Annotated in this window: 23 protein-coding genes; 10 read left to right on the top strand and 13 right to left on the bottom strand. The window is 73.7% G+C overall.

The genetic code is table 11. The annotated features are described in order from the left end of the window. Positions 1 to 49 precede the first annotated feature (49 nt). Positions 50 to 751 (bottom strand): AroM family protein, encoded by a 702-nt coding sequence (locus C1N71_RS01090; RefSeq protein ID WP_217496018.1) that lies wholly within the window; start codon positions 749 to 751, stop codon positions 50 to 52. Next, complete coding sequence (locus C1N71_RS01085) at positions 739 to 2382, bottom strand: OPT/YSL family transporter (RefSeq protein ID WP_137754718.1); 1644 nt, start codon at positions 2380 to 2382, stop codon at positions 739 to 741. Before C1N71_RS01085 ends, C1N71_RS01090 begins: the two co-directional genes overlap by 13 nt. Positions 2383 to 2532: 150 nt before the next feature. Between C1N71_RS01085 and C1N71_RS01080 the strand changes: the two genes are divergently transcribed. Then, positions 2533 to 3363: an IclR family transcriptional regulator gene (locus C1N71_RS01080; RefSeq protein WP_137754717.1), complete on the top strand. Its 831-nt coding sequence runs from the start codon at positions 2533 to 2535 to the stop codon at positions 3361 to 3363. A gap of 23 nt (positions 3364 to 3386) precedes the next feature. Further along, on the top strand, positions 3387 to 4130 hold the full coding sequence (gene pepE / locus C1N71_RS01075) for a dipeptidase PepE (RefSeq protein WP_137754716.1): 744 nt from the start codon (positions 3387 to 3389) through the stop codon (positions 4128 to 4130). Positions 4131 to 4271: 141 nt separating this feature from the next. Here pepE and C1N71_RS01070 read toward each other — a convergent pair whose 3' ends face one another. Then, on the bottom strand, positions 4272 to 4757 hold the full coding sequence (locus C1N71_RS01070) for an FBP domain-containing protein (RefSeq protein ID WP_137754715.1): 486 nt from the start codon (positions 4755 to 4757) through the stop codon (positions 4272 to 4274). A gap of 227 nt (positions 4758 to 4984) precedes the next feature. Here C1N71_RS01070 and C1N71_RS01065 point away from each other — a divergent pair, with 227 nt between their 5' ends. After that, entirely contained in the window at positions 4985 to 5731 is a 747-nt protein-coding gene (locus tag C1N71_RS01065) for a GntR family transcriptional regulator (RefSeq protein WP_175414042.1), read from the top strand. Between the two features lie 100 nt (positions 5732 to 5831). Here the strand turns inward: C1N71_RS01065 and C1N71_RS01060 are convergent, their stop codons facing one another. Beyond that, positions 5832 to 6533, bottom strand: a complete 702-nt coding sequence (locus C1N71_RS01060; RefSeq protein ID WP_175414041.1) for a sugar isomerase domain-containing protein — start codon at positions 6531 to 6533, stop codon at positions 5832 to 5834. Next, positions 6530 to 8326 (bottom strand): PTS transporter subunit IIC, encoded by a 1797-nt coding sequence (locus C1N71_RS01055; protein ID WP_137754712.1) that lies wholly within the window; start codon positions 8324 to 8326, stop codon positions 6530 to 6532. Before C1N71_RS01055 ends, C1N71_RS01060 begins: the two co-directional genes overlap by 4 nt. Before the next feature lie 149 nt (positions 8327 to 8475). Between C1N71_RS01055 and C1N71_RS01050 the strand changes: the two genes are divergently transcribed. After that, on the top strand, positions 8476 to 9879 hold the full coding sequence (locus C1N71_RS01050; RefSeq protein WP_137754711.1) for a glucose-6-phosphate dehydrogenase: 1404 nt from the start codon (positions 8476 to 8478) through the stop codon (positions 9877 to 9879). Between the two features lie 320 nt (positions 9880 to 10199). On the opposite strand, the gene C1N71_RS01045 is transcribed toward C1N71_RS01050, so the two are convergent. After that, positions 10200 to 10787, bottom strand: coding sequence for a hypothetical protein (locus tag C1N71_RS01045; protein ID WP_137754710.1), 588 nt, complete (start codon positions 10785 to 10787; stop codon positions 10200 to 10202). 259 nt (positions 10788 to 11046) lie between these two features. On the opposite strand from C1N71_RS01045, the gene C1N71_RS01040 reads away from it, so the two are divergent. Then, positions 11047 to 11769 (top strand): DUF3159 domain-containing protein, encoded by a 723-nt coding sequence (locus tag C1N71_RS01040; RefSeq protein ID WP_137754709.1) that lies wholly within the window; start codon positions 11047 to 11049, stop codon positions 11767 to 11769. Between the two features lie 534 nt (positions 11770 to 12303). Here C1N71_RS01040 and C1N71_RS01035 read toward each other — a convergent pair. Next, positions 12304 to 13311 carry a pirin family protein gene (locus C1N71_RS01035; RefSeq protein ID WP_137754708.1) on the bottom strand — a complete coding sequence of 336 codons (1008 nt, stop codon included), beginning with the start codon at positions 13309 to 13311 and terminating at the stop codon, positions 12304 to 12306. Positions 13312 to 13389: 78 nt separating this feature from the next. On the opposite strand from C1N71_RS01035, the gene C1N71_RS01030 reads away from it, so the two are divergent. The 3 genes from C1N71_RS01030 to C1N71_RS01020 all read left to right on the top strand — a co-directional run bounded on the left by C1N71_RS01030 (position 13390) and on the right by C1N71_RS01020 (position 15618). Next, the gene (locus C1N71_RS01030; protein ID WP_137754707.1) at positions 13390 to 13995 is read left to right on the top strand and encodes an RDD family protein; all 606 of its coding nucleotides are present in this window, start codon (positions 13390 to 13392) and stop codon (positions 13993 to 13995) included. An 85-nt stretch (positions 13996 to 14080) separates the two neighbouring features. Then, a complete protein-coding gene (locus C1N71_RS01025; RefSeq protein WP_137754706.1) occupies positions 14081 to 14884 on the top strand; it encodes an RDD family protein in 804 nt (267 codons plus the stop codon). Between the two features lie 2 nt (positions 14885 to 14886). Then, a complete protein-coding gene (locus C1N71_RS01020) occupies positions 14887 to 15618 on the top strand; it encodes a TSUP family transporter (RefSeq protein ID WP_175414040.1) in 732 nt (243 codons plus the stop codon). Between the two features lie 94 nt (positions 15619 to 15712). Here the strand turns inward: C1N71_RS01020 and C1N71_RS01015 are convergent, their stop codons facing one another. From C1N71_RS01015 to C1N71_RS00990, 6 genes are read right to left on the bottom strand one after another with little or no spacing between them, the layout of a single operon-like run. After that, on the bottom strand, positions 15713 to 16369 hold the full coding sequence (locus tag C1N71_RS01015; protein WP_137754704.1) for a transaldolase family protein: 657 nt from the start codon (positions 16367 to 16369) through the stop codon (positions 15713 to 15715). Beyond that, complete coding sequence (gene xylB / locus C1N71_RS01010; RefSeq protein WP_137754703.1) at positions 16366 to 17871, bottom strand: xylulokinase; 1506 nt, start codon at positions 17869 to 17871, stop codon at positions 16366 to 16368. The genes C1N71_RS01015 and xylB overlap by 4 nt, the downstream gene beginning before the upstream one ends. Positions 17872 to 17917: 46 nt before the next feature. Further along, the gene (locus tag C1N71_RS01005; protein WP_137754702.1) at positions 17918 to 18553 is read right to left on the bottom strand and encodes a KpsF/GutQ family sugar-phosphate isomerase; all 636 of its coding nucleotides are present in this window, start codon (positions 18551 to 18553) and stop codon (positions 17918 to 17920) included. A gap of 56 nt (positions 18554 to 18609) precedes the next feature. Beyond that, positions 18610 to 20130, bottom strand: coding sequence for a sugar ABC transporter ATP-binding protein (locus C1N71_RS01000; protein ID WP_137754701.1), 1521 nt, complete (start codon positions 20128 to 20130; stop codon positions 18610 to 18612). A 1-nt stretch (position 20131) separates the two neighbouring features. Further along, the gene (locus C1N71_RS00995) at positions 20132 to 21127 is read right to left on the bottom strand and encodes a substrate-binding domain-containing protein (protein WP_137754700.1); all 996 of its coding nucleotides are present in this window, start codon (positions 21125 to 21127) and stop codon (positions 20132 to 20134) included. Positions 21128 to 21171: 44 nt separating this feature from the next. Next, complete coding sequence (locus tag C1N71_RS00990) at positions 21172 to 22167, bottom strand: ABC transporter permease (RefSeq protein ID WP_137754699.1); 996 nt, start codon at positions 22165 to 22167, stop codon at positions 21172 to 21174. Between the two features lie 118 nt (positions 22168 to 22285). Here C1N71_RS00990 and C1N71_RS00985 point away from each other — a divergent pair, with 118 nt between their 5' ends. Both C1N71_RS00985 and C1N71_RS00980 read left to right on the top strand, forming a co-directional pair. After that, the gene (locus tag C1N71_RS00985) at positions 22286 to 23263 is read left to right on the top strand and encodes a sugar-binding transcriptional regulator (RefSeq protein WP_137754698.1); all 978 of its coding nucleotides are present in this window, start codon (positions 22286 to 22288) and stop codon (positions 23261 to 23263) included. Further along, a complete protein-coding gene (locus tag C1N71_RS00980; protein ID WP_137754697.1) occupies positions 23260 to 23874 on the top strand; it encodes a hypothetical protein in 615 nt (204 codons plus the stop codon). Before C1N71_RS00985 ends, C1N71_RS00980 begins: the two co-directional genes overlap by 4 nt. Positions 23875 to 23885: the final 11 nt, after the last annotated feature.

Genomic DNA, 23885 nt, shown 5'->3' with positions numbered 1-23885 from the left:
CAGATGGATGGGTGGATGGGGCGGGCGCGCGCTCAGCCGCACGCGACGGTCATGCAGTGACGCCGAGCGCCTCGGCAGCGAGCCGCGCGGCGACGGATCGTGCGACGACGACGGGCAGCCCCGTCTCATCGGCCACGGCGTCGCGCATGGCGGCGGTGTAGCCGAAGCAGTCCAGCGCGACGACGCGGGCGCCAGCGGCAGCGAGCTCTGCCGCGGCGGTGCGCAGCGTCGCCTCGTCGTCCGTGTAGGGCGACGCGATGGCCACGTGCACGGGCACGTCGTCGCCGAGCACGCGGGCGAACTTCGCGGTGGTGTCCGCCCGCTGCGCCTCGAGCGGCGCGACGATGCCGACGGGGCGGCCGATGGGCGCGACCGCCGCGAGCGCGTGCGCGATGATGCGGTCGGGCACGAAGAGCGGCACGTCGAGCGCGATCGCCGGGAACGGCCCCGTGCATGCCAGGAGCACCGCATCCGTCTCCCCCGCGACGCCGCGCAGCACGTCGGGCAGCCGCCGCATGACGGCTGCCTCGCCGATGATCGCCGAGCCGCCGTCGGCCAGCCGCGTCGTGAGCGTGTGGTCGCCCGCCTGCGGCGCGAACGACGCGATCGTGGCGGCGTCGCAGCCGTCGAGCACGCCGCGCTCGACGAGCTGCACGCCCGGCAGCAGCGCCTCGAGCTCCGGCGTCAGGTCGATGCGGGGCGTCTGGCCGATCGTGACGACCCCGAGCCGCATGCCCATCACGACTTCCACAGGATCGAGCCGACCGCGTTGACGGAGTCGCCGGCGATGAGGCCGGCGCCCACGAGCGCCGTCTCCTGCTCGCCTCGCTCGCCGCGGTAGCGGCGCCAGGCGACGCGCACGACGAGCGCGCCGAGCACGAGCCAGCCCGCGTTGGGCGTCGCGACGAGCAGGCCCGTCGCGAGCAGCACGCCCATCTGACGCCGCGGACCGCCGATGAGCTGCACGAGCGCGCCGGGGATCGCCCAGATGAGGATGTTCACGAGCGTCGCGGGATCCGTGAGGCCGGCCTGGATCGTCTCGGCGTAGACGAGGGACGTGGGCGGCAGCCTGCCGTCGTCGAACAGCGACGGCCACACGAGCGCGACGATGCCGATGGCGACGACGAAGCCGAGGATCGAGGCCTTGAGCTGCTCGCGCCGGCCGTCGAGCTCGAAGGCCGTGTACGGGCGGCGTTCGCGCCGCAGGATCCAGCCGGCCTTGAAGTCGTAGCCCATGTCCGCGAACGCGGGGCCCGTCGAGGCGCAGTAGCCGACGAGCAGCGCGAGCGGGATCGCCGGCAGCTGCAGCAGCAGGCCGAGGATGAGGAAGATGAGCGTGACCGCGAAGGCCGGGAACCAGCCGGCGTGCATCGCGGCGAGGCCCACGATGAGCTCGTGGACGAGCGCAGCGACGGCGGCGAAGAGCGCGAAGCCGAGCACGCCCCACCACGGCAGCTCCGCCCAGACCCCGCCGACGACCGCGAGCACGATGCCGCCGAGGAAGAAGAGGCCGAAGCCCGACGTGAGGGTGCGGCGCAGCACCCGGTCGGTGACGGTGGGTGCGAGCGAGGGGTCGAGGCTCGCCGCCTCGCGCTCCGCCTCGATGCGCTCGCGCTGCCGCCTCGTGGTCTTGCCGGCGAGGATGACGACGATCTGCCCGAGGGCCACGATCGCCGCGCCGACCATGACGCCGTGCGGCACGTAGAGCGAGCCGAGCGTCACGCCGAGCACGTCGGGCGCGTACTGCGCGGCGAGCAGGCCGAGCGCGAACATCACGAGCGCCCAGACGTTGCCGATCATGGCGATGCCGGCGGCCGACATGGGCAGGCCGAGGAGCGACGCGACGAATCCGACGACGCCGCCGCTCGCGAGCAGCAGCGCGTGCCTCCCGCCGCGGTCGCCGGCGCGGATGGTCTCGGCGGCGGCGACGCCGGGCGGCCACGCCGCGCTCGCGGGCAGCATGCTCGAGCCGTACGCGCGGTAGAGCACGAACACGTCGATGACGAGCCCGAGGCTCGCGCCGAGCAGCATGGGCCACACGAGGTCGGGGCGCCCGAAGAGGAACGGGATGGCCATCGGCGTGAGCAGCGAGTTCGCCGCCGCGAACGTCGCACCGGAGATCGACGACTGCACGAGGTTCTGGCGATTGACGTCGCGCATGCGGTGGAGGCCAGCGAAGCCGATGCGTCCGATGAGCATCGCGATGACCGCCCCGATGACGCTCGTGTTCGGCGAGACGCCGAGCGTCGTGATCATGTGGATGCCGATCACGGCGCCCAGCACGCTCACGAGCAGGATGATGACGGCCGTGCCGGGCGCGAACGCGCGGGGGTGGCGCTCGTCGGCGGCGACCTCGGTGCGGGTGTCGTCGGGTGCAGTCATGGTGGGTCCTTCGCAGGGGCTTCGAACGCGTCCCCGTCCTGGCACCATGCGCCCGGGTCGCGCGGACCTGCAACTCCATCCCACTATGTGGGAGTTACAGTCACATTACGGGCGCTTCGTCGCTATCGTGGCCGTCGTCGAGGAGGGCCGATGACACGAGGGCACGACGCATCACCGCTGCAGACGGTCGACCGCGCGCTCGAGGTGCTGCTCTCGTACAGCGCCACGCGGCGCGACTGGGGCGTGTCCGAGCTCGCCGACCACCTCGGGCTGCCGCGCTCCACGAGTCAGCGGCTGCTCGCCGCGCTCGCCGCCCGCGGGTTCCTCGTCGCCGATCCGACGACGCGGCGCTACAGCCTCGGGCCCGCCATGTGGCACATGGCCGCGCTGTGGGAGCGCTCGGGCGGGCTCGCCCGACTCGCCGAGACCGTGCTCGACGGCCTGGCGCGCGCCACGGGCCGCACGGCATCCTTCACCGTGCCCGACGGCTTCCACGTGCGCTGCATCGCCGCGATCGACGGCGAGCAGGGCCCGGTGCGCTCGCATCCGCTCGTCGGCGACCTCTACCCCGCGCACGCAGGTGCCACGTCCCGGGCCTACTTCGCCTTCCTCGACCCGCTCGTGCGCCGCAACATGCTCACGGGCCGTCCGTTCTCGCGCTTCACCGAGCTCACGGCCGTCGACGAGGTCGAGCTCGAGCGGCGCTTCGACGAGGCCGTGCGGCAGGGATGGGCCCGCTCCGAGGGCGAGTACGACGCGACGACGCGCGCGATCGCCGTGCCCGTGCGCATCGGCACGACGCCCGTCGGATCCATGTCGCTCGTCGAGCCGAAGGTGCTCGACTTCCCCGACGAGCTCGACGAGCACGTCGGCGCGCTGCAGGACGCGGCGGCGACGCTCGCGAACCTGCTCTCCAACCGCCAGCCTCCGCCCGCGCAGCGCGACTGGCGGCGCGGGCGCTCGCGCGTGGCGACGACCTGATGCATCCCGATCGAGAGGCGTCCATGCGACTGCTGCTGCTGTCCAACTCCACGAACCACGGCTCGGGCTATCTCGAGCACGCGATGGACGTCGTGCTCGAGCACCTCGGCGGCGCGGCGCTGACGTTCGTGCCGTACGCGCTCGCCGACCACGACGCCTACGAGGCGAAGGTCGCGGGCGCCCTCGCACCGCGCGGCGTCGCGGTTCGCGGCCTGCATCGCGCCGCGGATCCCGTGGCGGCGATCGCGGATGCCGAGGCCGTGTTCGTCGGTGGCGGCAACACGTTCCGACTGCTGCGCACGCTGCAGCGCCTGGGGCTCGTCGCCCCGCTCGTCGAGCGCGTGCGCGCCGGCATGCCGTACATGGGCGCGAGCGCGGGCACGAACGTCGCGGGCGCCAGCATCCGCACGACGAACGACATGCCGATCGTCGAGCCCGACGGCTTCGAGGCGCTCGGCCTCGTGCCGCTGCAGCTGAACCCGCACTACCTCGACGCCGACCCGACCTCGACGCACCAGGGCGAGACGCGCGAGCAGCGGCTCGCCGAGTTCCTCGAGGAGAACGACGCGACGGTGCTCGGCCTGCGCGAGGGCACATGGCTGTCGGTCGCCGGCGATGCCGCAGCGATCGGCGGCACCGCGGTGTCGCTCGCCGCACCCGGCCCCGCCATCGTGCTCTCGCGCGACGCGGCGCCGCGCGAGGTCGCCGGCGACGTGTCGTGGCTGCTCGACCAGCAGCCGCGGTTCGACGTCGGCGCCGGGGCGTAGGCCCGCGCTCGCGCGGCGACCTGCGCGTCGGCGCTCGCGTTCCGCAGGCGATCCCGGCCCACGAGGGAGCATCGCCCTCGTGAGCCGGGATCGCCTGCGATGCGCGGGGCCCGGGACGCAGGACCCGGGATCGCGCATCGCTCAGGCGCCGTCGCGCACGGCGCGCACGAAGCCCTGCACGTGCTCGGCGAGCGCGGCGATCCGACGCTCCATCGCCGCCTCCACGTCGAAGCCGACGGAGCGGGCGGTCGGCAGCGTGCGCACGTTGACGCTGCACTCGAACGCGGCGCAGACGAGCGTCGACATCGAGTCGCCCTTCCGGCCCGCCGCGCCTGCCCGGCGCGCGTTGAACGACACGACGTCGTTCGGCAGGGTGACGTCCTCGCACCACGAGCACTGCGGCCGCACGCGCGTGGCGGCCTCCGTGCGCTGGAGGGCGACGCCGAGGTGCTCGCCGTCGACCTGGGCGATCACGAAGCCGACGCGGGGTCGACGGGCGTCGCGCCAGCCGAGGTACTCGAGGCGCGACCAGTCGAGGTCGAGGTCCGGCAGGGGGATGCTCGTCCGCTCCTTCTTGGAGACGTTGACGAAGGAGGCGCGCACGAGCGCGCCGTCGATGGGCTGCATGACGATCCTGTTCGAGGAGGGTCCGCGGTCGCGGACCGTGGATGGGTGGATGCGCGAGCGGGAGGCTCGCGCGCGGGTCGCCGCACGCGGCGACGCGCGCCTACCCGAGGTCGGCGGGTGCGCCGCCGACGACCTCCATCCACCCGATGGGCATCGCGAGCGAGTCATGCATGCGCACGAGGCTACTCCTCGGCGCGCGGGGAGGTGGCGGGTGGAAGGATCGAGGCATGGCCGACGCGCGACCCAAGTACCAGCGCCTCGTCGACCGACTCCGCAGCACCATCGCCGACATGCCGGTCGGCGCGTCGGTGCCGAGCGAGCGAGCGCTGGCCGACGACGCCGGCGTCTCGCGCATGACGGCACGCAAGGCGCTCGACGCACTCGAGGCGGAGGGGCTGCTGCGGCGCGAGGTGGGCCGCGGCACCTTCGTCTCCCGGCCGGCGGTGAGCCTGCCGCTCATGCTGACGAGCTTCAGCGAGGACATGCGTGCGCGCGGCCTCGAGCCCTCGTCGCGGCTGCTCGACGCCTCCAGCCTCGCAGCGGACGCCGAGCTCGCCGCCGTGTTCGACGTCGCGGTCGGCGAGCCGCTCGTGCGCGTCGACCGGCTGCGGCTCGCGGACGGCGTGCCGTTCGCGATCGAGCGCAGCACGCTGCTCGAGAGCGCGGTGCCCGGCCTGCTCGACGCCGACCTCGCGCATGCGTCGCTCTACGAGCTGCTCGATCGCGAGCACGGCATCCGGTTCGACGCCGGCCGGCAGAGCATCCGCGCGGCGATCGTGCGCGCGGACGACGCGGCGATCCTCGAGCTCGGCTCGGGCGATGCGGTGCTCGAGCTCGTGCGCACGTCGATCGCGGCGGGCGTCGTCGTCGAGCACACCGTCTCGACCTACCCCGGCGACCGCTTCGAGCTGTCGGCGAGCATCGCCCCCGTCACGGCCGACGGCTCGGTGCGCAGCGCCCTTCGCGCCCGCTGACCCGCCGCACCCTCGCGGAGTCGAGGCCCTCGGCCTCAGGTGCGGTCGCATCCGGTCGACGCCCTCGACGCTGCGAAGGGGGTGCGCGGACGGCGCGGGGTCAGCGCAGCTCGGGGATGCGCGGGGACAGGGCGTCGAAGAGCGCCTGGTTCGCGCCGTCGGAGCCGACGACGTTCGCCGACCGCCAGCGCGGCGCCTCCGGCCAGCGGTCGTGCACCGCGCGCAGGATCGCCGTCCACAGCGCCGTCGTCACGAGGCTCGACGTGGGCGCCGTGACGGGCGCGTCGAACGGCCACGACGCGTCGCCGGCGCGCACCTGCGTGTCGAGCACGATGCTCGCGACGTCGACGAGCCGCACCGGCGCACGATCCGTCGGAGCAGCGGCGTTCGCGGCGCGCGACGTGAGCGCGATGACCGTCGCCCCCGCCTCGGCGCCGACCTGCGCGATCTCGACCGGGTAGGGATTCGCGCCCGAGTTCGAGATCACGAGCACGACGTCGCGCGCCTCGATGGCGGCGGCCTCGGCGACGCTGCGGCCGAGCCCGGGCTCGCGCTCCGCCGCCGTCGCCGACGACGCCCCGGCGAAGGGCAGCACCCGCTCGTGCCACAGCGGCTGCACGAACGCGAGGCCGCCTGCGCGGAAGAACGCCTCCATGACCGCGGCGAGCGAGTGGCCCGCCCCGGCCGGCCGCACGAGCCCGCCGGCCCGCCCGGTCGCGACGATCGCGTCCGCCGCGGCATGGATGTCGCCCTCCGCGTCGGCGACGACCGCCCGCAGCCCGTCGAGCACGTCGTCGATCACAGCCAGCCCTTCGCGCGCAGCGCATCCGCGATCCGCTGCTCGACGTGGCGTCGGTCGACGAACGAGTCGATCGGCACCATGACGGGTGCGAGGTCGCCGAGCTCGTCGAGGTACGTCGCCTGCGCCACGACGACGTCGGCCGTGGCGCTGCGGGCCGACGAGACGTCGGTGTGGTCGAGGCGCGCGGCGACCCCGAGGTCGGCGAGCGCCGCCTCGGCCGTCGTGCGCAGGATGAGGCTCGATCCCATGCCCGCGCCGCACACCGCGAGCACGCGCAGCTCGGCGGGCCTGGCCGCATCCGCCGCGGCGCTGCGCTGCGCGACGGCGGCACCGTCGCCGCCCGCGGGTGCTCCGTCGGCGCCGACGAGCACGGGCTCGGGCTCCTCGACCGACTCGAGCACCTCGCGGCCGCCGCCGCGACGGCCGAGCACGACGAGCACGACGACCGTGATCGCGAGCACGACGCCCGCGATGACCCACACGCCGCCGGCACCCAGCGGCGCGAGCAGCGAGCCGAGCCCGAGCAGGATCCAGCCGACGGCGTACCAGTCGGGGTCGGCGAGCGTGGCGAGCTCGGGCGCCGTCGAGCCGTACAGGCCCCAGCCGATCCACTGGCCGAACGCGAGCACGACGCCGTTCAGCAGGCCGCCGAAGACCGCCCCGCGCCAGCCCGCGACGGCGTTGCCGAAGACGCCGCCCGCGCCACCGCCGAAGAACAGCATGATCATCGGCGGCACGAGCACGAACCAGCCTGCGAGCGCGAAGACGCCCATGAGCACGAGGAAGACGACGGTCGAGGTGATGAAGCCCACCATGACCGACGTCGGCCCCTTCGTGAACGTGACGGGGATGTCGAGGGCAGGCTTCGTGCCCGGCAGCACCTTCTCCGACAGGCCGCGGAACGCGGGCACGATCTCGGCGAGGAACATGCGCACGCCGAACAGCAGGATCGCGATGCCGGCGGCGAAGCGCAGCGCCTGCAGCAGCCCCCACACCCACGGCAGCACGGCGGAGCCGGCCATCTGCTCCTCGACGATCGCGGCATCCGCGAACGCGATGGCGACGAGCATGATGATGCCCGTCACGAACGCGGTCGAGACGGTGATGTCCTTGAAGAACGACAGCGCCTTCGGCAGCCGCAGCCGCTCGGAGTCGTGGCGCACGGGGTCGCCGAGACGCAGCGCGCGGGCGCCGTAGCCGGCTGCGAGCGCGAGCGTCGACGTCGTGTGCGCGAGTCCGACGGAGTCGTCGCCCATGACCTTGCGCATGAGCGGCTGCGTCCAGAGCGGCTGCAGCACCCAGTAGCAGGCGATGATGACGGCGCCGGCGCCCGCGACGATCCAGCGGTCGACCTCGCCGAAGGCCTCGACGATCGTCGCGGCGAGCACGACGGCCATCCAGTACATGAGGTGACCCGTGAGGTACACGAACCGCGCGGCCGGGAAGACGCGCACGATGAGCAGGTGCACGACGAAGCCGCCGGCGATGATGAGCGGCACGACGGATCCCGGCCCCTCGTTGAACTCGGCGAGGGTCGACTCGGCGGCCGGCGGCTCCAGGCCCATGGCGCTCGAGACGATGGCCTGGAAGGCGACGAGGCCGCCGACGAACAGATCGATGCCGATGTTGAGGATGACCACGCCGATCGTCGCGCGCATCGCGCCGCCGACGACCTCCTCGATCGGCTTGCGCTGCAGGGCGAGCCCGACGAGGGCGATGAGCCCGATGAGGATCGCGACCTGGCTGAACAGGTTGTCGGTGATGGTGCGGACGATGTCCTCGAAGACGCCCATGGGGTCCCCTCTCGGTGCTGGTCCCGAAATGGTATAGCCCACTTCGCGAGCGCGCCAGGCTCGTCACACGATCGTCACATCGCGAGCGCGAGCCATGTGCGCGGCGCAAGCGCCCCGAGCGGATGCGACGGGCGTGGAAGAGTGTCGGCATGGCGGCAGATCGCACGACCCTCGTCATCCTCGGCGCATCCGGAGACCTCACGTCCCGGCTGCTGCTGCCCGGCATCGCGACGCTGCTGCGCGCCCAGCCATCGCGCTCGCTCGAGATCGTGGGCGCCGACCTGCGCGACCTCGGGCAGGACGAGTGGCGCGAGCGCGTGCGCACGGCGATGACGCTCGCGCACGGCGCGGGCGACGACGCCGAGCTCGGCGCCGGCGCGCGCCAGGTGGTCGAGACGACGCGCTACGTCGCCGGGGACGCCACCGACGCGACCGCGCTGCGCGCGCTGCTCGACGGCGTCGACTGCGACCGGCTCGTGCTGTACTTCGCGCTGCCGCCGCAGATCAGCAGGAAGGTCTGCGAGGCGCTCGTCGAGGTCGGCGCGCCCAAAGGCGCGATCCTCGCGATCGAGAAGCCCTTCGGCTCGAGCCTCGCCGATGCGCGCGACCTCAACGCGCTCGTGCAGCGCATCGTGCCCGAGGACCAGATCTTCCGCATCGACCACTTCCTCGGGCTCTACACCGTGCTCAACCTGCTCGGCATGCGCTTCGCGAACCGCATCCTCGCGCCGCTGTGGGATCGCGAGTCGATCGAGCGGGTCGAGATCGTCTACGACGAGACCGTCGCCCTCGAGGGCCGCGCCGGCTACTACGACTCGGCGGGCGCGCTGCGCGACATGATCCAGAGCCACCTGCTGCAGGTGCTGGCGCTCGTGGCGATCGAGCCGCCTGCGACGGTCGACGCCCGCGACCTGCGCGACGCCATCGGGCAGGTGCTGCGCGCCGCACGCGTCGAGGATCCGACGAGGGATGCGCGCCGCGCGCGGTACACGGCCGGCCGCATCGGCGAGCGCCACGTGCCCGACTACGTCGAGGAGGAGAGCGTGGATGCCGCCCGCGGCACCGAGACCCTCGCCGAGGTCACGGTGCACGTCGAGAACCAGCGATGGGCCGGCGTGCCGTTCGTGCTGCGCAGCGGCAAGGCGATGGGGCGGATCCGCAAGCAGGCGGTCATCCACTTCCGCGAGCCGGCGCACGTGCCGCACGGGTTCGGCGGGCGACGCGAGGGCGACCGGCTCGTGCTCGACTTCCGCCCCGACTCCTTCGCGATCCACCTCACGACGAACGGCAAGGGCGATCCGTTCACGCTCGAGCAGTCGGTGCTGCGCGGCGAGCTCGGCGGCGGTCAGCTCGAGCCGTACGGCGAGGTGCTCGCGTCGATCCTCGACGGGGATCCGCGGCTCGCGGTGCGCGCGGACGCCGCGGAGGAGTGCTGGCGGATCGTCGAGCCCGTGCTGCGCGCGTGGAAGCGCGACGAGGTGCCGCTCGCCGAGTACCGCGCCGGGGGCACGGGACCGCGCGGCTGGGCGTCGAACGGCCCGTCGAAGGAGTAGTCGCTCGGGTCTCTCCGGGCGAGCACGTCACGGAGTCTCGCGACGGCTCGACCAGCTGGAGGTGGCGCATCTCGATGCGCTCGACCCTTCGAGGCTCGCTTCGCTCGCACCTCAGGGGCCGGTGCTCGGGGGGCCCACGCAGCCGGTCGAGGAGCGCGCGAGCCGCCAGGCGAGCACGCGTCACGAAACCACGCGACCGCCGCACCCGCCCAGCCACCCGCGCGGTCGCGTCGAGCAGGCACGTCACGTGGTCTCGCGACGGCTGCGGCCTGCGGCTGCGGCCTCCTCGACCAGCTGGGGGTGCAGACCCAGCGCCGCCCCTACTCGTCGACGAAGGGGATGTGCTTGAAGCGCCAGCCTCGCTCGATGGACGCGACGACGCCGGCGATCGTGATGCCGACGTTCCAGTCGGCCGGCAGGCGGATGGGCGAGACGAACGACCATCCGAGCCGATCGCGGACGGGCTCGAGGTTCGTGACGAGCTCGACGAGCTGCGGCAGCTCGAGGATCGCCGCGCCGACGACGATGGTGAACGAGACGGCCGCGACGACGGCGCTCGCGACGGGGAAGCGCTCGGCGAACCGTGCGCGACCGTGCTCGGCGGTCCCGCGCTCCGGCGTCATGCGACGCGCGCCCGACGACGTCACGAGCCGTGCGCGGCGCACCCGACCGGAGGCGATCCTCGCCTCGATGCGAGCGCCCGGCAGCTCGAAGCGCGCGGGGCTCGTCGCCTTCGCCACCTGCACGCCGTCGCGGTAGAGCTCGATGCGCTCCTCGCCGTCCGCCGAGTCCTGCTCGACGACCCAACGCGATCCGTCGTGGTCGATGCCGAGCTGCGTACGCCACAGGAACTGCACGTGCCGCATCGGCCGCAGCGCTCGTCCGTCCCCCGGCTTCGTCCGTCCCATGCCGGCGACGCTACGGACGCGCGCCTCGGCCCGCGTCATCCCTTCGACGCACGCGTCGGCCGCGGCATCCGCCGGTCGATGGATGCCGCGCGCGGGTCGGGACTGGCCACGAAGGGCTGCCCTTCGTGGCCGATGCCGACCGTTCGTGGCCAGCGTTCGACCGTGCGTGGCCAGTCCCGACCGTTCGTGGCCAGTGCCGACGGCGGCAGCCGATCGCCGCCGCACCGGCGCGCGCAGCAGGCGAGGTTAGGCTTGCCTCATGTCGCAGCGTCAGGAGGAGCACGCGCTCCGAGCGACCGCGACGCGCGACTCCCTGCCGGACCTGCTCGGCGGACGCCGCTCGGCGATCGAGGCGAGCATCCCGCCCGCCGCATTCCTCGTGGGCTGGCTCGCCGGCGGCGCGCTGCCCGGATCCCTGACACTCTGGCTCGGCTGCGGCGCCGCGGTGCTCGCATCCCTCGTCATCGCGATCGTCGGCCTCGCGCAGGGCCGACGCCCGCGAGCCGTCGTCGTCGGCCTCCTCGCGGTCGTCGTCGCCGCCCTCGTCGCCGCGCACACCGGCGAGGCGCGCGACTTCTTCCTCATCCGCCTGCTCTCGAACGCTGCGAGCGCCCTCGCATGGGCGGGATCGATCGTCGTGCGCTGGCCGCTGCTCGGCCTCATCGTCGGCGCCGTCGTCGGCACGCGCACGCGCTGGCGCCGCGACCCGGTGCTGCTGCGCGCCTACCAGCGGGCATCGTGGATCTGGGTGCTGCAGTACGTCGTGCGGCTCGCGGTGTTCGTGCCGCTGTGGTTGCTCGACCTGCCCGGCGCGCTCGCCTTCTTCCAGGCCGTCCTGACCTACCCGCTCGTCGCCGCGTGCCTCGTCGTCTCGGGCGTCGTCCTCGTCCGCTCCATCCCGCACGGGCACCCCGGCATCCGGCATCCGCGCGCGCCCGAGGAGCGGGCGGCGACCGCATCCGGCACGCCGGACGACGCCTGAGGGTCTTGTGAGCCCGCCGCGCCCGGGGCTACCCTCGTGGCCAAGCCAAGCGGTGCGGACCGACCAGGAGCCTTCACTCACCTCGCGATAGCGAGCTCCCAGCGCCAGTCCGCACCGCTTCCTCGTGCGGCGACGGATGCGCGATCACGCCGCGGATGCTCCGAGGAGGACGCGTACGGCGGCGAGACGCCGAGCGACGGCTGGCAGCACGCACGGGAGCCGCACCCGAGGGCGCTGGCGCGCGCTGACGTCGCGGGAGCGAGGGCTCGAGGGTGCACACCGCAGCGCGCAGAGGATCCACGGATCTTGATCGACGGTCGCACCGAGGTTGGCTGGCCCCCGACGAAGCGGAGAACGGTGCGACCGTCGATCACGTGCGAGAGAGCACGCTTCGACGCTAGCCGCGCGAGGAGCGCCCGATCCGCCCATTCGACGGGAGATGTGGGCGGTCCTTGCCGGATCGAGAAGATCCTCGATTCCTGTGCCGCGGCTGCGGTGACGCGCCGCGAGCGCCAGCGCCTCGCCGACTGCGCGTCAGCGACGGCGAGCGCGGCCGCGCGGCAGCAGCTCGACGTCGGGCAGGCGCGGGGACGGCAGCGTCGGCTCGCCGCCCGGGACGACGCCGAAGCGCTCGCGATCGTCCTCGGCCGCGTCGCGCTCGCGCATCCACGCCTCGCGCGCGGCGGCGACGTCGTCGTGCCGCGTGCCGACGAAGTTCCAGAACATGACGATCTCCTCGGCGAACGGCTCGCCGCCCAGGAGGATCGCGACCACGTCGCCGCTCGCCGCGGCGTCCGTCTCGACGCGAACGAGGTCGTCGCCCGGCGCGAGCACCGCCATGCCGCCGACCGGCACGGGCACGCCGCCGATCACGAGGCCGTCGGTGAGCGCGAGGACGCCGTGCTCGAACGTCGCACCGACGGGTACCTCGGCGACGCCGCCGGCGGGCAGCCGCACCTCGGCGCCGAGCAGCGGCGAGTGCACCGGCACCTCCGCGCGCAGCGTGCCGAGCGAGCCGGCGAACACCTGCACCGTCGCGTCCCCGACGCGCAGCGTCGGCACGGCGTCGAGTCCAGCGAAGTGCGGGTCGATCCAGCGCTCGGCCTCGGGCAGCGCGACCCAGAGCTGCACGCCGTGCAGCGCGACGGTGTCGGGCGTCGAGTGCTCCGAGTGGGCGATGCCGCGACCGGCGGTCATGACGTTGACGCCCCCCGGCGAGACGGTGTGCACCGAGCCCACGGAGTCGCGGTGCTCGATGCTGCCCGCGACGAGCCAGGAGACGGTCTGGAGGCCGGTGTGCGGATGCGGCGGCACGTCCATGCCGCCATGCGTCGTCACGTCCTCGGGGCCGAACGCATCCGCGAAGCACCACGCGCCCACCATGTGCCGATGCTTGTTCGGCAGCACGCGCAGCACGGGCATCGCGCGGGGTCCGCCGAGCGGCACCTCGCGCGGCAGCAGCAGCTCGACGCCGGCGCGCTGCGCCTCGTCGATGCACGCGCGCTCCGACTCGACGACCGGCGCGGCCTCGTCGTTGCTCATGGCACGAGGCTACGCCGCGATGGCGATCGTGCGCCGGGGAGGGGCGGACGACCAGGATGCGCCGCTACGGTTCGTCGCATGAGCGAGCATCGGAGCGTCGGGCACGACGGCATCCCACGCGCGCCCGAGCCCCTCATCCATCCGCTCGGCGAGCGCGACCGATCCGTGACGCCCGACGGCGTCCCGCTCTCCGGCTGGTGGCGCCGTCTCTTCGCCTGCCTGCTCGACGCTCTCCTGATCGGCGTCGCCGCATCGATCGTCACGGTCCCGCTGCAGATCGCTCGCCCCGACGTGTGGCTCGGGACCGTGCAGTCGGGGAGGGTCCTCGACATGCTCGTCACCCTCGACGCGCGCCTGATCGTCGGCCAGCTCGTCACCGCCGCCCTCCTGCTCGTCATCGGCGGCGCGTACTCGATCCTCATGACGTCGCGACTGGGGTGGACGCTCGGCAAGCGCGCGCTCGGCATTCGCGTGCGGCATCGCGACCGCGAGCGGTTGCCGACGCTCGGCGAGGCCGCCGCGCGCTGGGCGGTGGCGCTCGCGCCCGGCGCGCTCGGACAGGTGCCGAGCGTCGCGGGCATCACGAACCTGTGGACGATGGTCGACGGACTGTGGCCCATCTGGGATCGGCGCCGCCAGGCGATCCACGACAAGGTCGCGCGCACGAACGTCGTCCTCGCGTAGCCGCGCCCCACCCGCACGGCCCCAGGCGCCTCGAGGTCGCGCCCACGGGCGGCACCGCATCCGCCGTCGCCGTACCCTGGAAGGCATGAGCGAGCAGTCCCGGGAGCCCGGCTGGTACCAGGATCCGTTCGGCACCGGCCCCGAGGATCGTCGCTACTGGGATGGCGAGACGTGGCTCGCGGTGCAGCAGACGCAGCCCGTGGCGTTCGAGGCACCGGGCGCGCCCGCGCAGCCCGCGCCGCCGATGCCGCAGCAGCCGCAGACGGGCCAGCCCTTCGACCAGCAGGGCAAGACGTACGACCCGCCACCCGCCGCGCCGCTCGGCTGGGGGCAGCCGGCGTCGCCCGAGGACCGCATCCGCACGCCGGACGGCGTCGAGCTCGCGTCGTGGGGTCGACGGCTCGCCGCCTACGTCGTCGACGCGATCGTGCTCGGCGTCGCGTTCGCGGTGCTCGGCGGCGTGCTGGGGCTCTGGTCGGCGTTCACGGACCTCGCCGAGTCGATCGACCCGACCGCGACCGACCTCACGCCGCAGGTGGAGGCCTTCGTCGCCCAGCACTCGGGCGCCCTGCTCGCGTTCTCGCTGCTGCAGATCCTCATCAGCGGCGCCTACCACGTCGTGCTCGTCGCGACGCGGGGCCGCACGATCGGCAAGCGCATGCTCGGCATCCGCGTGCGCCTCCGCGAGCGCGAGGGGCTGCCGATGTGGCGCGCCGCGCTCTCGCGCTGGCTCGTGCACTACGGGCTGCCCACCCTGCTGTCGGGCGTGCCCGGGCTCGCCTTCCTCGGCGCCGCCTTCCCGATCGTCGACGGCCTGTGGCCGCTGTGGGATCCGCGCCGCCAGGCCATCCACGACAAGCTGGCGAAGACCGCCGTCGTGCGCGGCTGACGGTGCTCGTCGCGGCCGCGATCGGCGGCATCGTCCTGCTCGGCTCGACGACGCAGCGCGTCGCCGGCATCGGCTTCGGGCTCGTCGCCTCGCCGATGCTCATGCTGCTGCTCGGACCGCTGCAGGGGGTGGTCGTCGCGAACGTCTTCGGGCTCGGCACGGCGCTCGTCGCGTACCTCGGCGTCGTGCGGCAGGTGGAGTACCGGCGCATCCTCCCCATCGCGGCCGCGGCGGTCGTCGCGATCGTGCCCGGCGCGCTGCTGGCGCGCTCGCTGCAGGGGCCGCAGCTGTCGATCCTCGCGGGCTGCCTCGTGCTCGTCGCGCTGTCCATCAGCGTCGCCGCCAGGCGCATCCGCGGGCTCGACCGCTGGCCGGGCCTCGTGACCGCCGGCGCCGCGGGTGGGGTCATGAACGTGCTGGCCGGCGTCGGCGGACCGGCCGTCACCGCCTACGCGATCGCCGCGCGGTGGGAGCACAAGGCGTTCGTCACGAGCATGCAGGCGTACCTCGTGATCGTGTGCGTCGTCTCGCTCGTCATGCGCGGCGAGCTGCCCGCGCTCACGCTGCCCGAGTGGATCGTGGCGGTCGCGGCCCTCGGCGTCGGCGCGGTCGTCGGCGCGTGGGCGGCGCGCCGCATCGATCCGCGCGCCGGCCGCATCGCCTGCGTCACCGTCGCGACGCTCGGCGGCGTCGCCGTCATCGTGACGGGCGTCGTGCAGCTCGCGACGGCGTAGCGACCTCGCGACGCGGATGCGCCCCGAGCGGAGCCTCGGGGATGGAGTCGACCCGAGGCCCCGCTCGCAGCGCATCCGCGCGGCGGCCGCGGCGTCAGACGACGGCGCGCATCGCCTCCTCGAACGCGGCGGTGGCCGCGTCGGACGGCTCGGATCGCAGCGCGGCGCGCACCACGTCGGGGCGCGCGGTGCACGCATCCACGCCGTGCAGCGCGAGGTCCACGAGGCGCTGGGGCGATCGGATGCTCGCGGCGAGCACCGACGTGTCCGTGCCTGCGACGATCCTCGCCATCCCGCCGATCCGTGCGGCGCCGTCGTGCCCGGCGTCGTCGAGGCGGCCGAGGTACGGGGCGATCCAGCGCGCCCCGACGCTGGCGGCGGCGAGAGCCTGGTGCTCCTCGTAGACGGCGGTGACGAGCACGGTCGCGCGGTCGGCGACGAGCGCGGCGGCGACGCCCAGCCCGACCTCCGTCGCAGGCACCTTGACGGCGACCTGTGGGGCGATGTCGCGCAGCATCCGCGCGTGGTCGAGCATCGCGTCCCGTGTCTCGCCCCACGTCTGCAGGAAGACCTCCTGCGCGCCGGCGGCGATCCATCCCGACACCAGCGCGGGCAGGTCGGCGAGCCGTGCGCCGCTCGCGCGCAGGATCTCCGGATTGGTCGTGACGCCGACGACGAGGCCCTCGTCGAGCAGCGAGCGGACGGCGGCGTCGTCGGCGGAGTCGGCGTAGAGGCGGATGCGGCGGGTCATGGTGCGTGCTCCTTCGGTGTCGTCGGGGACGGGCGTCGGGCGCGCCGGTCGGCGCCCGTCCAGGCGGCGACGCTCGCGTAGCGGTCGCGGACGACGTCGGCGATGCGAGCTCGCGGCTCGATCGTCTGCGTCGTCGCTGGGCGCAGCTCCGCAGCGAGGTCGGCGACACGACGACCGTGCAGCGCCGCGGCAGCCTGGATCGCGGCGCCCCTCGCCGTCGACTCGTCCGCGTCGCGCACGTGCACAGGGGCATCCAGGAGGTCGGCGAGCAGCTGACGGTAGGCGCCCGAGCGCGCGCCGCCGCCCATGACGGTGACGGCTCCGTCGCACGGCGCGCCGACCTCGCGGATGCGCGCGTGCGCTGCGACGAGCCCCAGCAGCACGCCCTCGAACGCGGCGCGCGCGAGCTGCTCCCGCGTCGTCGCGGTGGTGATCCCCGCCAGCACGCCGGTGGCGTCGGGGCGATCCGGCGTGCGCTCGCCGTCGAGGAAGGCGGCGAGCACCGGCCGGTCGTCGCTCGCATCGGCGGCGAGGGCGAGGTCCCCGAGCGCACGCACGTCGACGCCGAGCATCCGCGCCGTCCAGTCGGTGACCTTCGTCGCGTTGAGGGTGCAGGCGAGCGGCAGGTAGCCCCCGGTGGCGTCGGCGACGCCCGTGACGACGCCTGATCCATCGAACACCGGGGCATCGGCGACGGCGATGACGACGCCGGACGTGCCGAGGCTGTACGCGACCTCGCCGATGCCGAGCCCGAGTCCGACGACGCCGAGGTGCTGGTCGCCGCCGCCGACGCTCACGACGACGTCGGCGGCGAGTCCGAGCCGGTCGGAGACGTCCCGACGGACCGTGCCGACGACCTCGTCGGGCCCCAGCACCTCGGGCAGGAGGGGCAGCCAGTCGCGCCGACCGACGAATTGGTCGAGCAGATCGGTCCGATACCGCCCCTCGTGCGCGGCGAAGTATCCCGTGCCCGACGCTTCCGAGCGATCGGTCGCCGCGCGCCCCGTGAGCCGCCAGGTCATGTAGTCGTGCGGCAGCAGCACGTGCCGCGCGCGATCGAGGAGGGCCGGCTCGTGCTCGGCGACCCAGGCGAGCTTCGTGATCGTGAAGGCCGGGATCGGCACCGAGCCGACCGCGCGCGCCCACGCGTCGCCGCCGAGCTCGGCGACGATGCGCTGCGCCTGCGGCGCCGAGGTGGTGTCGTTCCAGAGCTTCGCGGGTCGCAGCGGCTCGCCCGCGTCGTCGAGCAGCACGAGCCCGTGGCACTGCCCCGCGACCGCGATCGCCCGGATCTCGGTCGGTGCGACGTCGGCGGCCGACGTCGCCTCGACGAGCGCGACCTCGAACGCCGCCCACCATGCCCGCGGATCCTGCTCGCTCACGGGCGGATGCGTGACGGGATGCGGTGCGCGGCCGCTGCCGAGGAGCACGCCGGAGGTCGCATCGCGGAGCTCGACGGTCGTGGACTGCGTCGAGGTGTCGACGCCGGCGACGATGGGCATGCAGGGACCTCTCGGAGGGGTGCGGGGTGCAGGGTGCGGGTCGACGCTAGCCGTCGTCGCCGATGCGACCCAGCGCGCTGGGGACGGCGTCCTGCCGCTTGCCGACCGCACCGCCGGGGTGCGTCTCGAGCATCTGCTCCCAGGTGTAGCCGCGCTGCCGCATGAGGAGGATCGCGAGCGCGTCGCCCCACGCGGCCGTCGCGAGGGTCGAGCCCATCGCGATGACGCCGCCCGGGTCGCCCGCGCCGAGGTCGAGCGTCACGACGACGTGCGCGCGCTGCGCCATCGTCGAATCGGGCGCGGAGGTGAGGGCGACGATGCGCACGTCGCGACGGGTCGCGATCGTGATGAGCTCGTTGATCTCGCTGGACTCGCCGCCCTTCGAGATGGCGAGCAGCACGTCGGCGGCTGTGAGCACGCCCATCGTGCCGTGCAGCGCATCCATGGGGTGCAGGAATGCGGCGGGCGTGCCGCACACCGACAGGAGGTGCGCGAGCCGTCGCGCGATCGCCCCAGAGGTGCCGGAGCCCGTCACGAACACCTTGCCGCGGCACGCGAGCAGCACCTCGAGCACCTCGACGAACGAGTCGTCGAGGTCGTCGGCGACCGCCGCGACGGCGGCGGCCTCGTCGAGGACTGCCTGCCTGGCGGCGGCGAGGATCGGCGATGGCGATGCGTGCATGGTGCGGCTCCTGGGTCGGGGCGAGCGAGGCGGGATGGGTGGCGTCGGCAGACGCGTCAGGCGGCGTCCCACGCGATGCGCCGGAGCGCCTGCGGGGTGCGATCGGCGTCGGGGACGAGCGTGCCGTCGGTGCGGCGTCCGCTCATGACGATGACGTCGTCGGCGACGTCGACGACCTCGTCCTCCTCGCTCGAGACGAGGATCACGGTGATGCCGCGCTCGTGGGCGAGGGAGCGGACGAGGCGGTGGATCTCGGCCTTCACCCCGAGGTCCACGCCCTTCGTCGGCTCGTCGAGCAGCAGGACGCGCGGCTCGAGCGCGAGCGCGCGAGCGATGACCACCTTCTGCTGGTTGCCGCCCGAGAGCCGCTCGATCGGGGCGTCGCGGTCGCCGCGCACGCGCAGGGCATCCATGAGCTCCATGGCGCGCGCCCGCATGCGACGCCGCGACAGCAGGCCGGCGCGGCGGGTCTGATGCAGCACGGGCAGCATGAGGTTCACGATGGAGTCGAGCTGCGGGACGATGCCGTCGTGCTTGCGCTCCTCGGTGACGTAGACGACGCCGCCGCGGATGGCGGCGCGCGGGCTGCGCGGCGCGTGACGCCTGCCGTGGACGACGACCTCGCCGCCGAGGATGCGGTCCATGCCTGCGAGGGCGTGGAGGAGCTCGGTGCGTCCGGCGCCGACGAGGCCGTAGATGCCGAGCACGCGTCCGGCGCGAGCCTGCAGCGTGACGTCCTCGAGTCGTGCGGTCGCGAGTCCGCGCACGTCGACCGTGATCTCGGCGTCCTCCCGACCGCCGCTCGCCGTCGCGTCGGTGGGCTCGTGCGTGACGTCATCGCCGGCGATCGCGTGCACGACGTCCGCCCGATGGACGGTGTCGACGCTGCCGTCGATGCGGACCTCGCCGTCGACGAGCGCGACGATGCGGTCGCACACCGCGTACAGCTCCTCGAGCTTGTGGTCGACGAGCACGATGCCGAGGCCACGGTCCGCGAGCCCGCGCACGGTCTCGAGGAAGCGATCCACCTGTCGGCCCTCGAGGGCCGTCGTGGGCTCGTCGAGCAGGAGGTAGCGGGCGTCGCGATGCGTCGCGATGGCGACCTCGAGCAGCTGCCTGGTCGCGACCGGGATCGAGCCGACGAGCGCGTCAGGGTCTACGTCGAGGTGGAACTCGTCGATGAGCGCGCGTGCGCTGGCACGCATCGCCGCTCGACCGAGCACGCCCGCGCGGCGCTCCTCGCGACCGAGGAACACGTTCTGCGTGACCGTGAGGTTCGGCAGCAGCGAGAGCTCCTGGTAGACGGTCGAGACGCCGGCGGCGATCGCCGCCTTCGGCTCGCCCCGCGGCACCTCGACCCCGTCGACGCGCACGCTGCCCTCGTCGGGGCGGACGGCACCGGAGATCGACTTCATGAGCGTCGACTTGCCCGCGCCGTTGTGTCCGACGAGGCCGACGACCTCGCCGGGTGCGACGGCGACCGAGATGCCGCGCAGCACGACCGTGCCGGCGTACGCCTTCACGATCCCGTCGACGACGAGTCCGCGCTGCGCCTGAGGCATCTCGGTCGCCGCCATGTCAGCCGACCTCGCCGGGGGCGGGCGTCTCGCCTGCCGTGAACACCTTGAGCGGCAGCAGGATCTCCGCCTCGGGCTCGGCGCCGTCGATCCATGCGCCGATCTGCTCGATCACCTGCGCGCCGTACGACTCCGGCTCCTGGGCGACGCAGCCCGCGTAGGGCGCGACGATGGGCTCCTCGGAGGCGCAGAAGCCGTAGAGGGCGACGTCGGTGCGACCCGCGAGCGCCTGGAGCGCGCCGTAGGTGGCGGGGCCGGTGCTGGCGAAGATGACGTTGATGTCGGGGTTGCCCGAGAGCATCTCCGTGGTGGCCTCGAGGCTGTCGTCCGGCTTGACGTTGCCGTCGACGCTCGCGACGATCGTGGCGTTCGGATTCGCGGAGATCGTGTCCTCGAAGCCCTGGTCGCGCGTGACCGTCGGCGTCTCGTCGGGCTCGGTGACGAAGCCGATGTTCAGCTCGGCGTCCTCGCCCATGTCGGCGAGCACCTGCTCGGCCATCTGCTCGCCACCTGCGTAGTTGTCAGCGCCGAGGTACTGCACGATCGACGCACCCTGCGCCTCGAGCGCGTCGGGGTCGATGCCGACGTTGACGGTGAAGACCGGCACACCCGCGGCGTTCGCGGCTGCGACGATCGCAGCGCCCGGGCCGGACTTCACGGCGTTGAGCGCGAGCGCGCACGGCTCCTGCTGCAGCATCGCCTCGACCTGCGCGAGCTGCTGCGCGTCGTCGTCGTTGGCGATCTGCACCTGGACCTCGAAGCCGGCCTCCTCACCGGCCTCCTGGAAGCCCGTCTGCATCGCGACGTAGTACGGGTTCGTGAGGTTGGGCAGCGAGACCGCGATGAACGGGCTGTCCGCATCGCACGCGGCGGGCCGGGGGATGTCGCCGGAGGATGCGTCGGGCGTGCCCGTGCCGGTGTCGATGGCGCCGCTGCAGCCGGCGAGCAGCAGCATCGCTGCCGTGGCCGCGGCGGTGCCGAGGATGGTGCGTCGCATGGGTGGGTGCTCCTTGTCGAGAGGGATCGGTGAGGGAGGGAGGGTCAGGTCGTGGCCGGCTCGGGCGCGGGGCGTCCCGGTCCGCGCATCCGTCGCAGGAGCGCGCCGAGCGACAGGTTGCGGCGGTGGGTGTCGAGGATGACGCCGCCGAGGATGATGACGCCGATGACGAGCGGCTGCCAGTAGCTCTCGACGCCGACGACGTTCATGCCGTTGGAGACGGTGGCGATGAGCACGGCGCCGAGCAGCGCGCCGCCGATCGAGCCGATGCCGCCGAAGAGGCTCACGCCGCCGACGACCGCCGCGGCGATGGAGTAGAACAGCTCGTTGCCGCTGCCGGCGCTCGGATAGCCGACCATGAGCCTGCTCGTCGTGATGAGCCCGCCCATCGCGGCGCACAGGCCGCTCGTCGCGTACGCGAAGACGATGACGTTGGCGCTGCGCACGCCCGCGAGCCTGCTCGTCTCGGCGTTGCCGCCGACGGCGTACAGGTGCACGCCCGTCGCCGTGAGGCGCAGCAGGATCGTGAACGCGATCGCGGCGATGGCCACGAGCACGATGGGCATCGGGATGCCGAACAGGCCGCCGCGGCCGATGATCGCGAAGAGCGGGTCGGCGACGTTGACCGAGCTCGATCCCGTGAGGATCAGCGGGATGCTCGCCGCGACGCCGAAGGTCGCGAAGGTGACGATGAACGGCGGCAGGTGCAGGAAGGCGACGAGCGCGCCGTTGATCGCGCCGACGAGGAGGCCGAGCGCGATCGCCACGAGCGCCGCGAGGTACCAGGGCAGCCCCGCCTGCATCGCGAGCGCGGCGGACATCCCCGTGAGCGCGATGTTCGAGCCCGTCGAGAGGTCGATGCCGCCAGTCAGCAGCACGAACGTCTGGCCGAGGGCGAGGAAGGCGATGACCGCGCCGTTGAGCAGCAGGATCTCGAGGTTGCCGAGGGTCAGGAAGCGCGGCGACAGCAGCGCCAGTGCACCCGCGACCAGCACCACGACCACCGCGATGCCGACCTCGTTGGGGATCCGCCGGATCATCGTGCCTCCTCGCACCACCGCGCTGTCTGCGCTCATATGAGCGTCTTGTGCGCTCATCTGTCGGAGGCGATACTAGGCACACGATGCGGCACGATGCAAGCGCCGCCGAAGGAGCACGATGCCGAACCCAGCGGTCGAGCCGACGCTCGGCGACGACGCCCGCCTCGAGCGCGAGCTCGCCATCCGAGCCGCGCGACGCTTCTACCTCGACGACCGCAGCAAGGTGGAGATCGCGCAGGAGCTGGGCGTCTCGCGCTTCAAGGTGGCGCGCCTCCTCGAGCTGGCGCGCGAGACCGGCATCGTGCGCATCGCGATCGACGACGAGGGGTTCGTCGACGACGAGCGCGCCGAGCGACTGCGCGAGCTGCTCGGCCTCGGACGCGCCGTCGTCGTGTCGACGCACGGAGGCGGCGACGACGCGCGACGCATCGTCGGCGCCGCCGCCGCGAGGCTGCTGACCGACAGCCTCGAGGACGGCGAGGTGCTGGGCATGGGATGGGGGCGCACGCTCGCAGCGACCGCCGTCGCCATCGAGCGACTCCCCCGCGTCTCCGTCGTGCAGATGACGGGCGCCACCGAGGCGTCGCGCGACCTCTCGCCCGTCGAGATCGTGCGCCGCATCGGGCTGCGCTCCGGGGGCGAGGTCGTGCCCGTGTTCGCGCCGCTCGTGGCGGACGACGCGGAGACCGCTCGGGCGTTCCGCAGGCAGTCCGACATCGCGAGGGCGCTCGCGATGCACGACCGCGTCACGACCGCGGTCATGTCCATCGGCGGCTGGGACTCGCGTGCGTCCCAGCTCTGCGCGAACCTCGATCCCGCGTTCCGCGACGACCTGCTGGCGCGCGGCGTCGTGGCCGAGATCGGCATCACCCTCGTCGACGCGACCGGCGCGGAGATCGCCCCGGACTTCGCCGAGCGCGGCGTCGCCGTCACCTCGCAGCAGCTGCGGGCGATCCCGCGCGTCATCGGCGTGGCCGCCGGCGCCGAGAAGGCCGTCGCCACCGTCGCCCTCGCGCGAGCCGGCCTCGTCACCGAGCTCGTCGTCGACGTCGCGCTGGCCGACGCCGCGATCGAGCACGCCGGACGCGCGGCATGACGCGCGTCGCCGCGTCGCTGTGGTCGGTGGCGCCAGGCGAGCAGCATGCCGTCGCGACCAGGCTCGCCGACGCCGGGGTGCGCCGCTTCCACTGGGATGCGGCCGACGGCACGATCGGACCGGCGGGCGGCTTCACGGCGGACGAGGCGCGGCGCCTGACGCCGAGGGGCTGCGCGGGCGAGGCCCATCTCATGACGATCGACCCGCTCCGTGACCTCGACGACTGGCTGCCGCTGTGCGACACCATCGCGGTCCATGCCGTCGGCGACGGCTGGCGCGCCGCAATCGATCGCATCCGCGCGGCGGGCGCGACCCCTGCGCTCGCCGTCGCGAGCGCGGCGGAGCTCGTCGCCGCGGACCTTCCACCCGACGTTGGGGTGCTCGTGATGGCCGTCGCGCCCGGGCATGCCGGCTCGCGGTTCGACGAGCGCGCGGTCGAGGTCGTCCACGCGGCGCGCGCCCAGGGCCGTGCGCTCGTCGGCGTCGACGGGAGCGTGACCGACGAGCGCGGACGCGCGCTCGTGGCGGCGGGTGCCTCGTGGCTCGTCAGCGGCACGAGCCTCACCGCGAGCGATCCCGCCGCCTGGCTCGCCGCCGTCTCGCAGCGCTGATCCGCGCTGAG

The organism is Agrococcus sp. SGAir0287 (assembly GCF_005484985.1).
Classification (GTDB): Bacteria; Actinomycetota; Actinomycetes; order Actinomycetales; family Microbacteriaceae; genus Agrococcus.
This window is presented reverse-complemented; position numbering and strand designations above follow the sequence as displayed.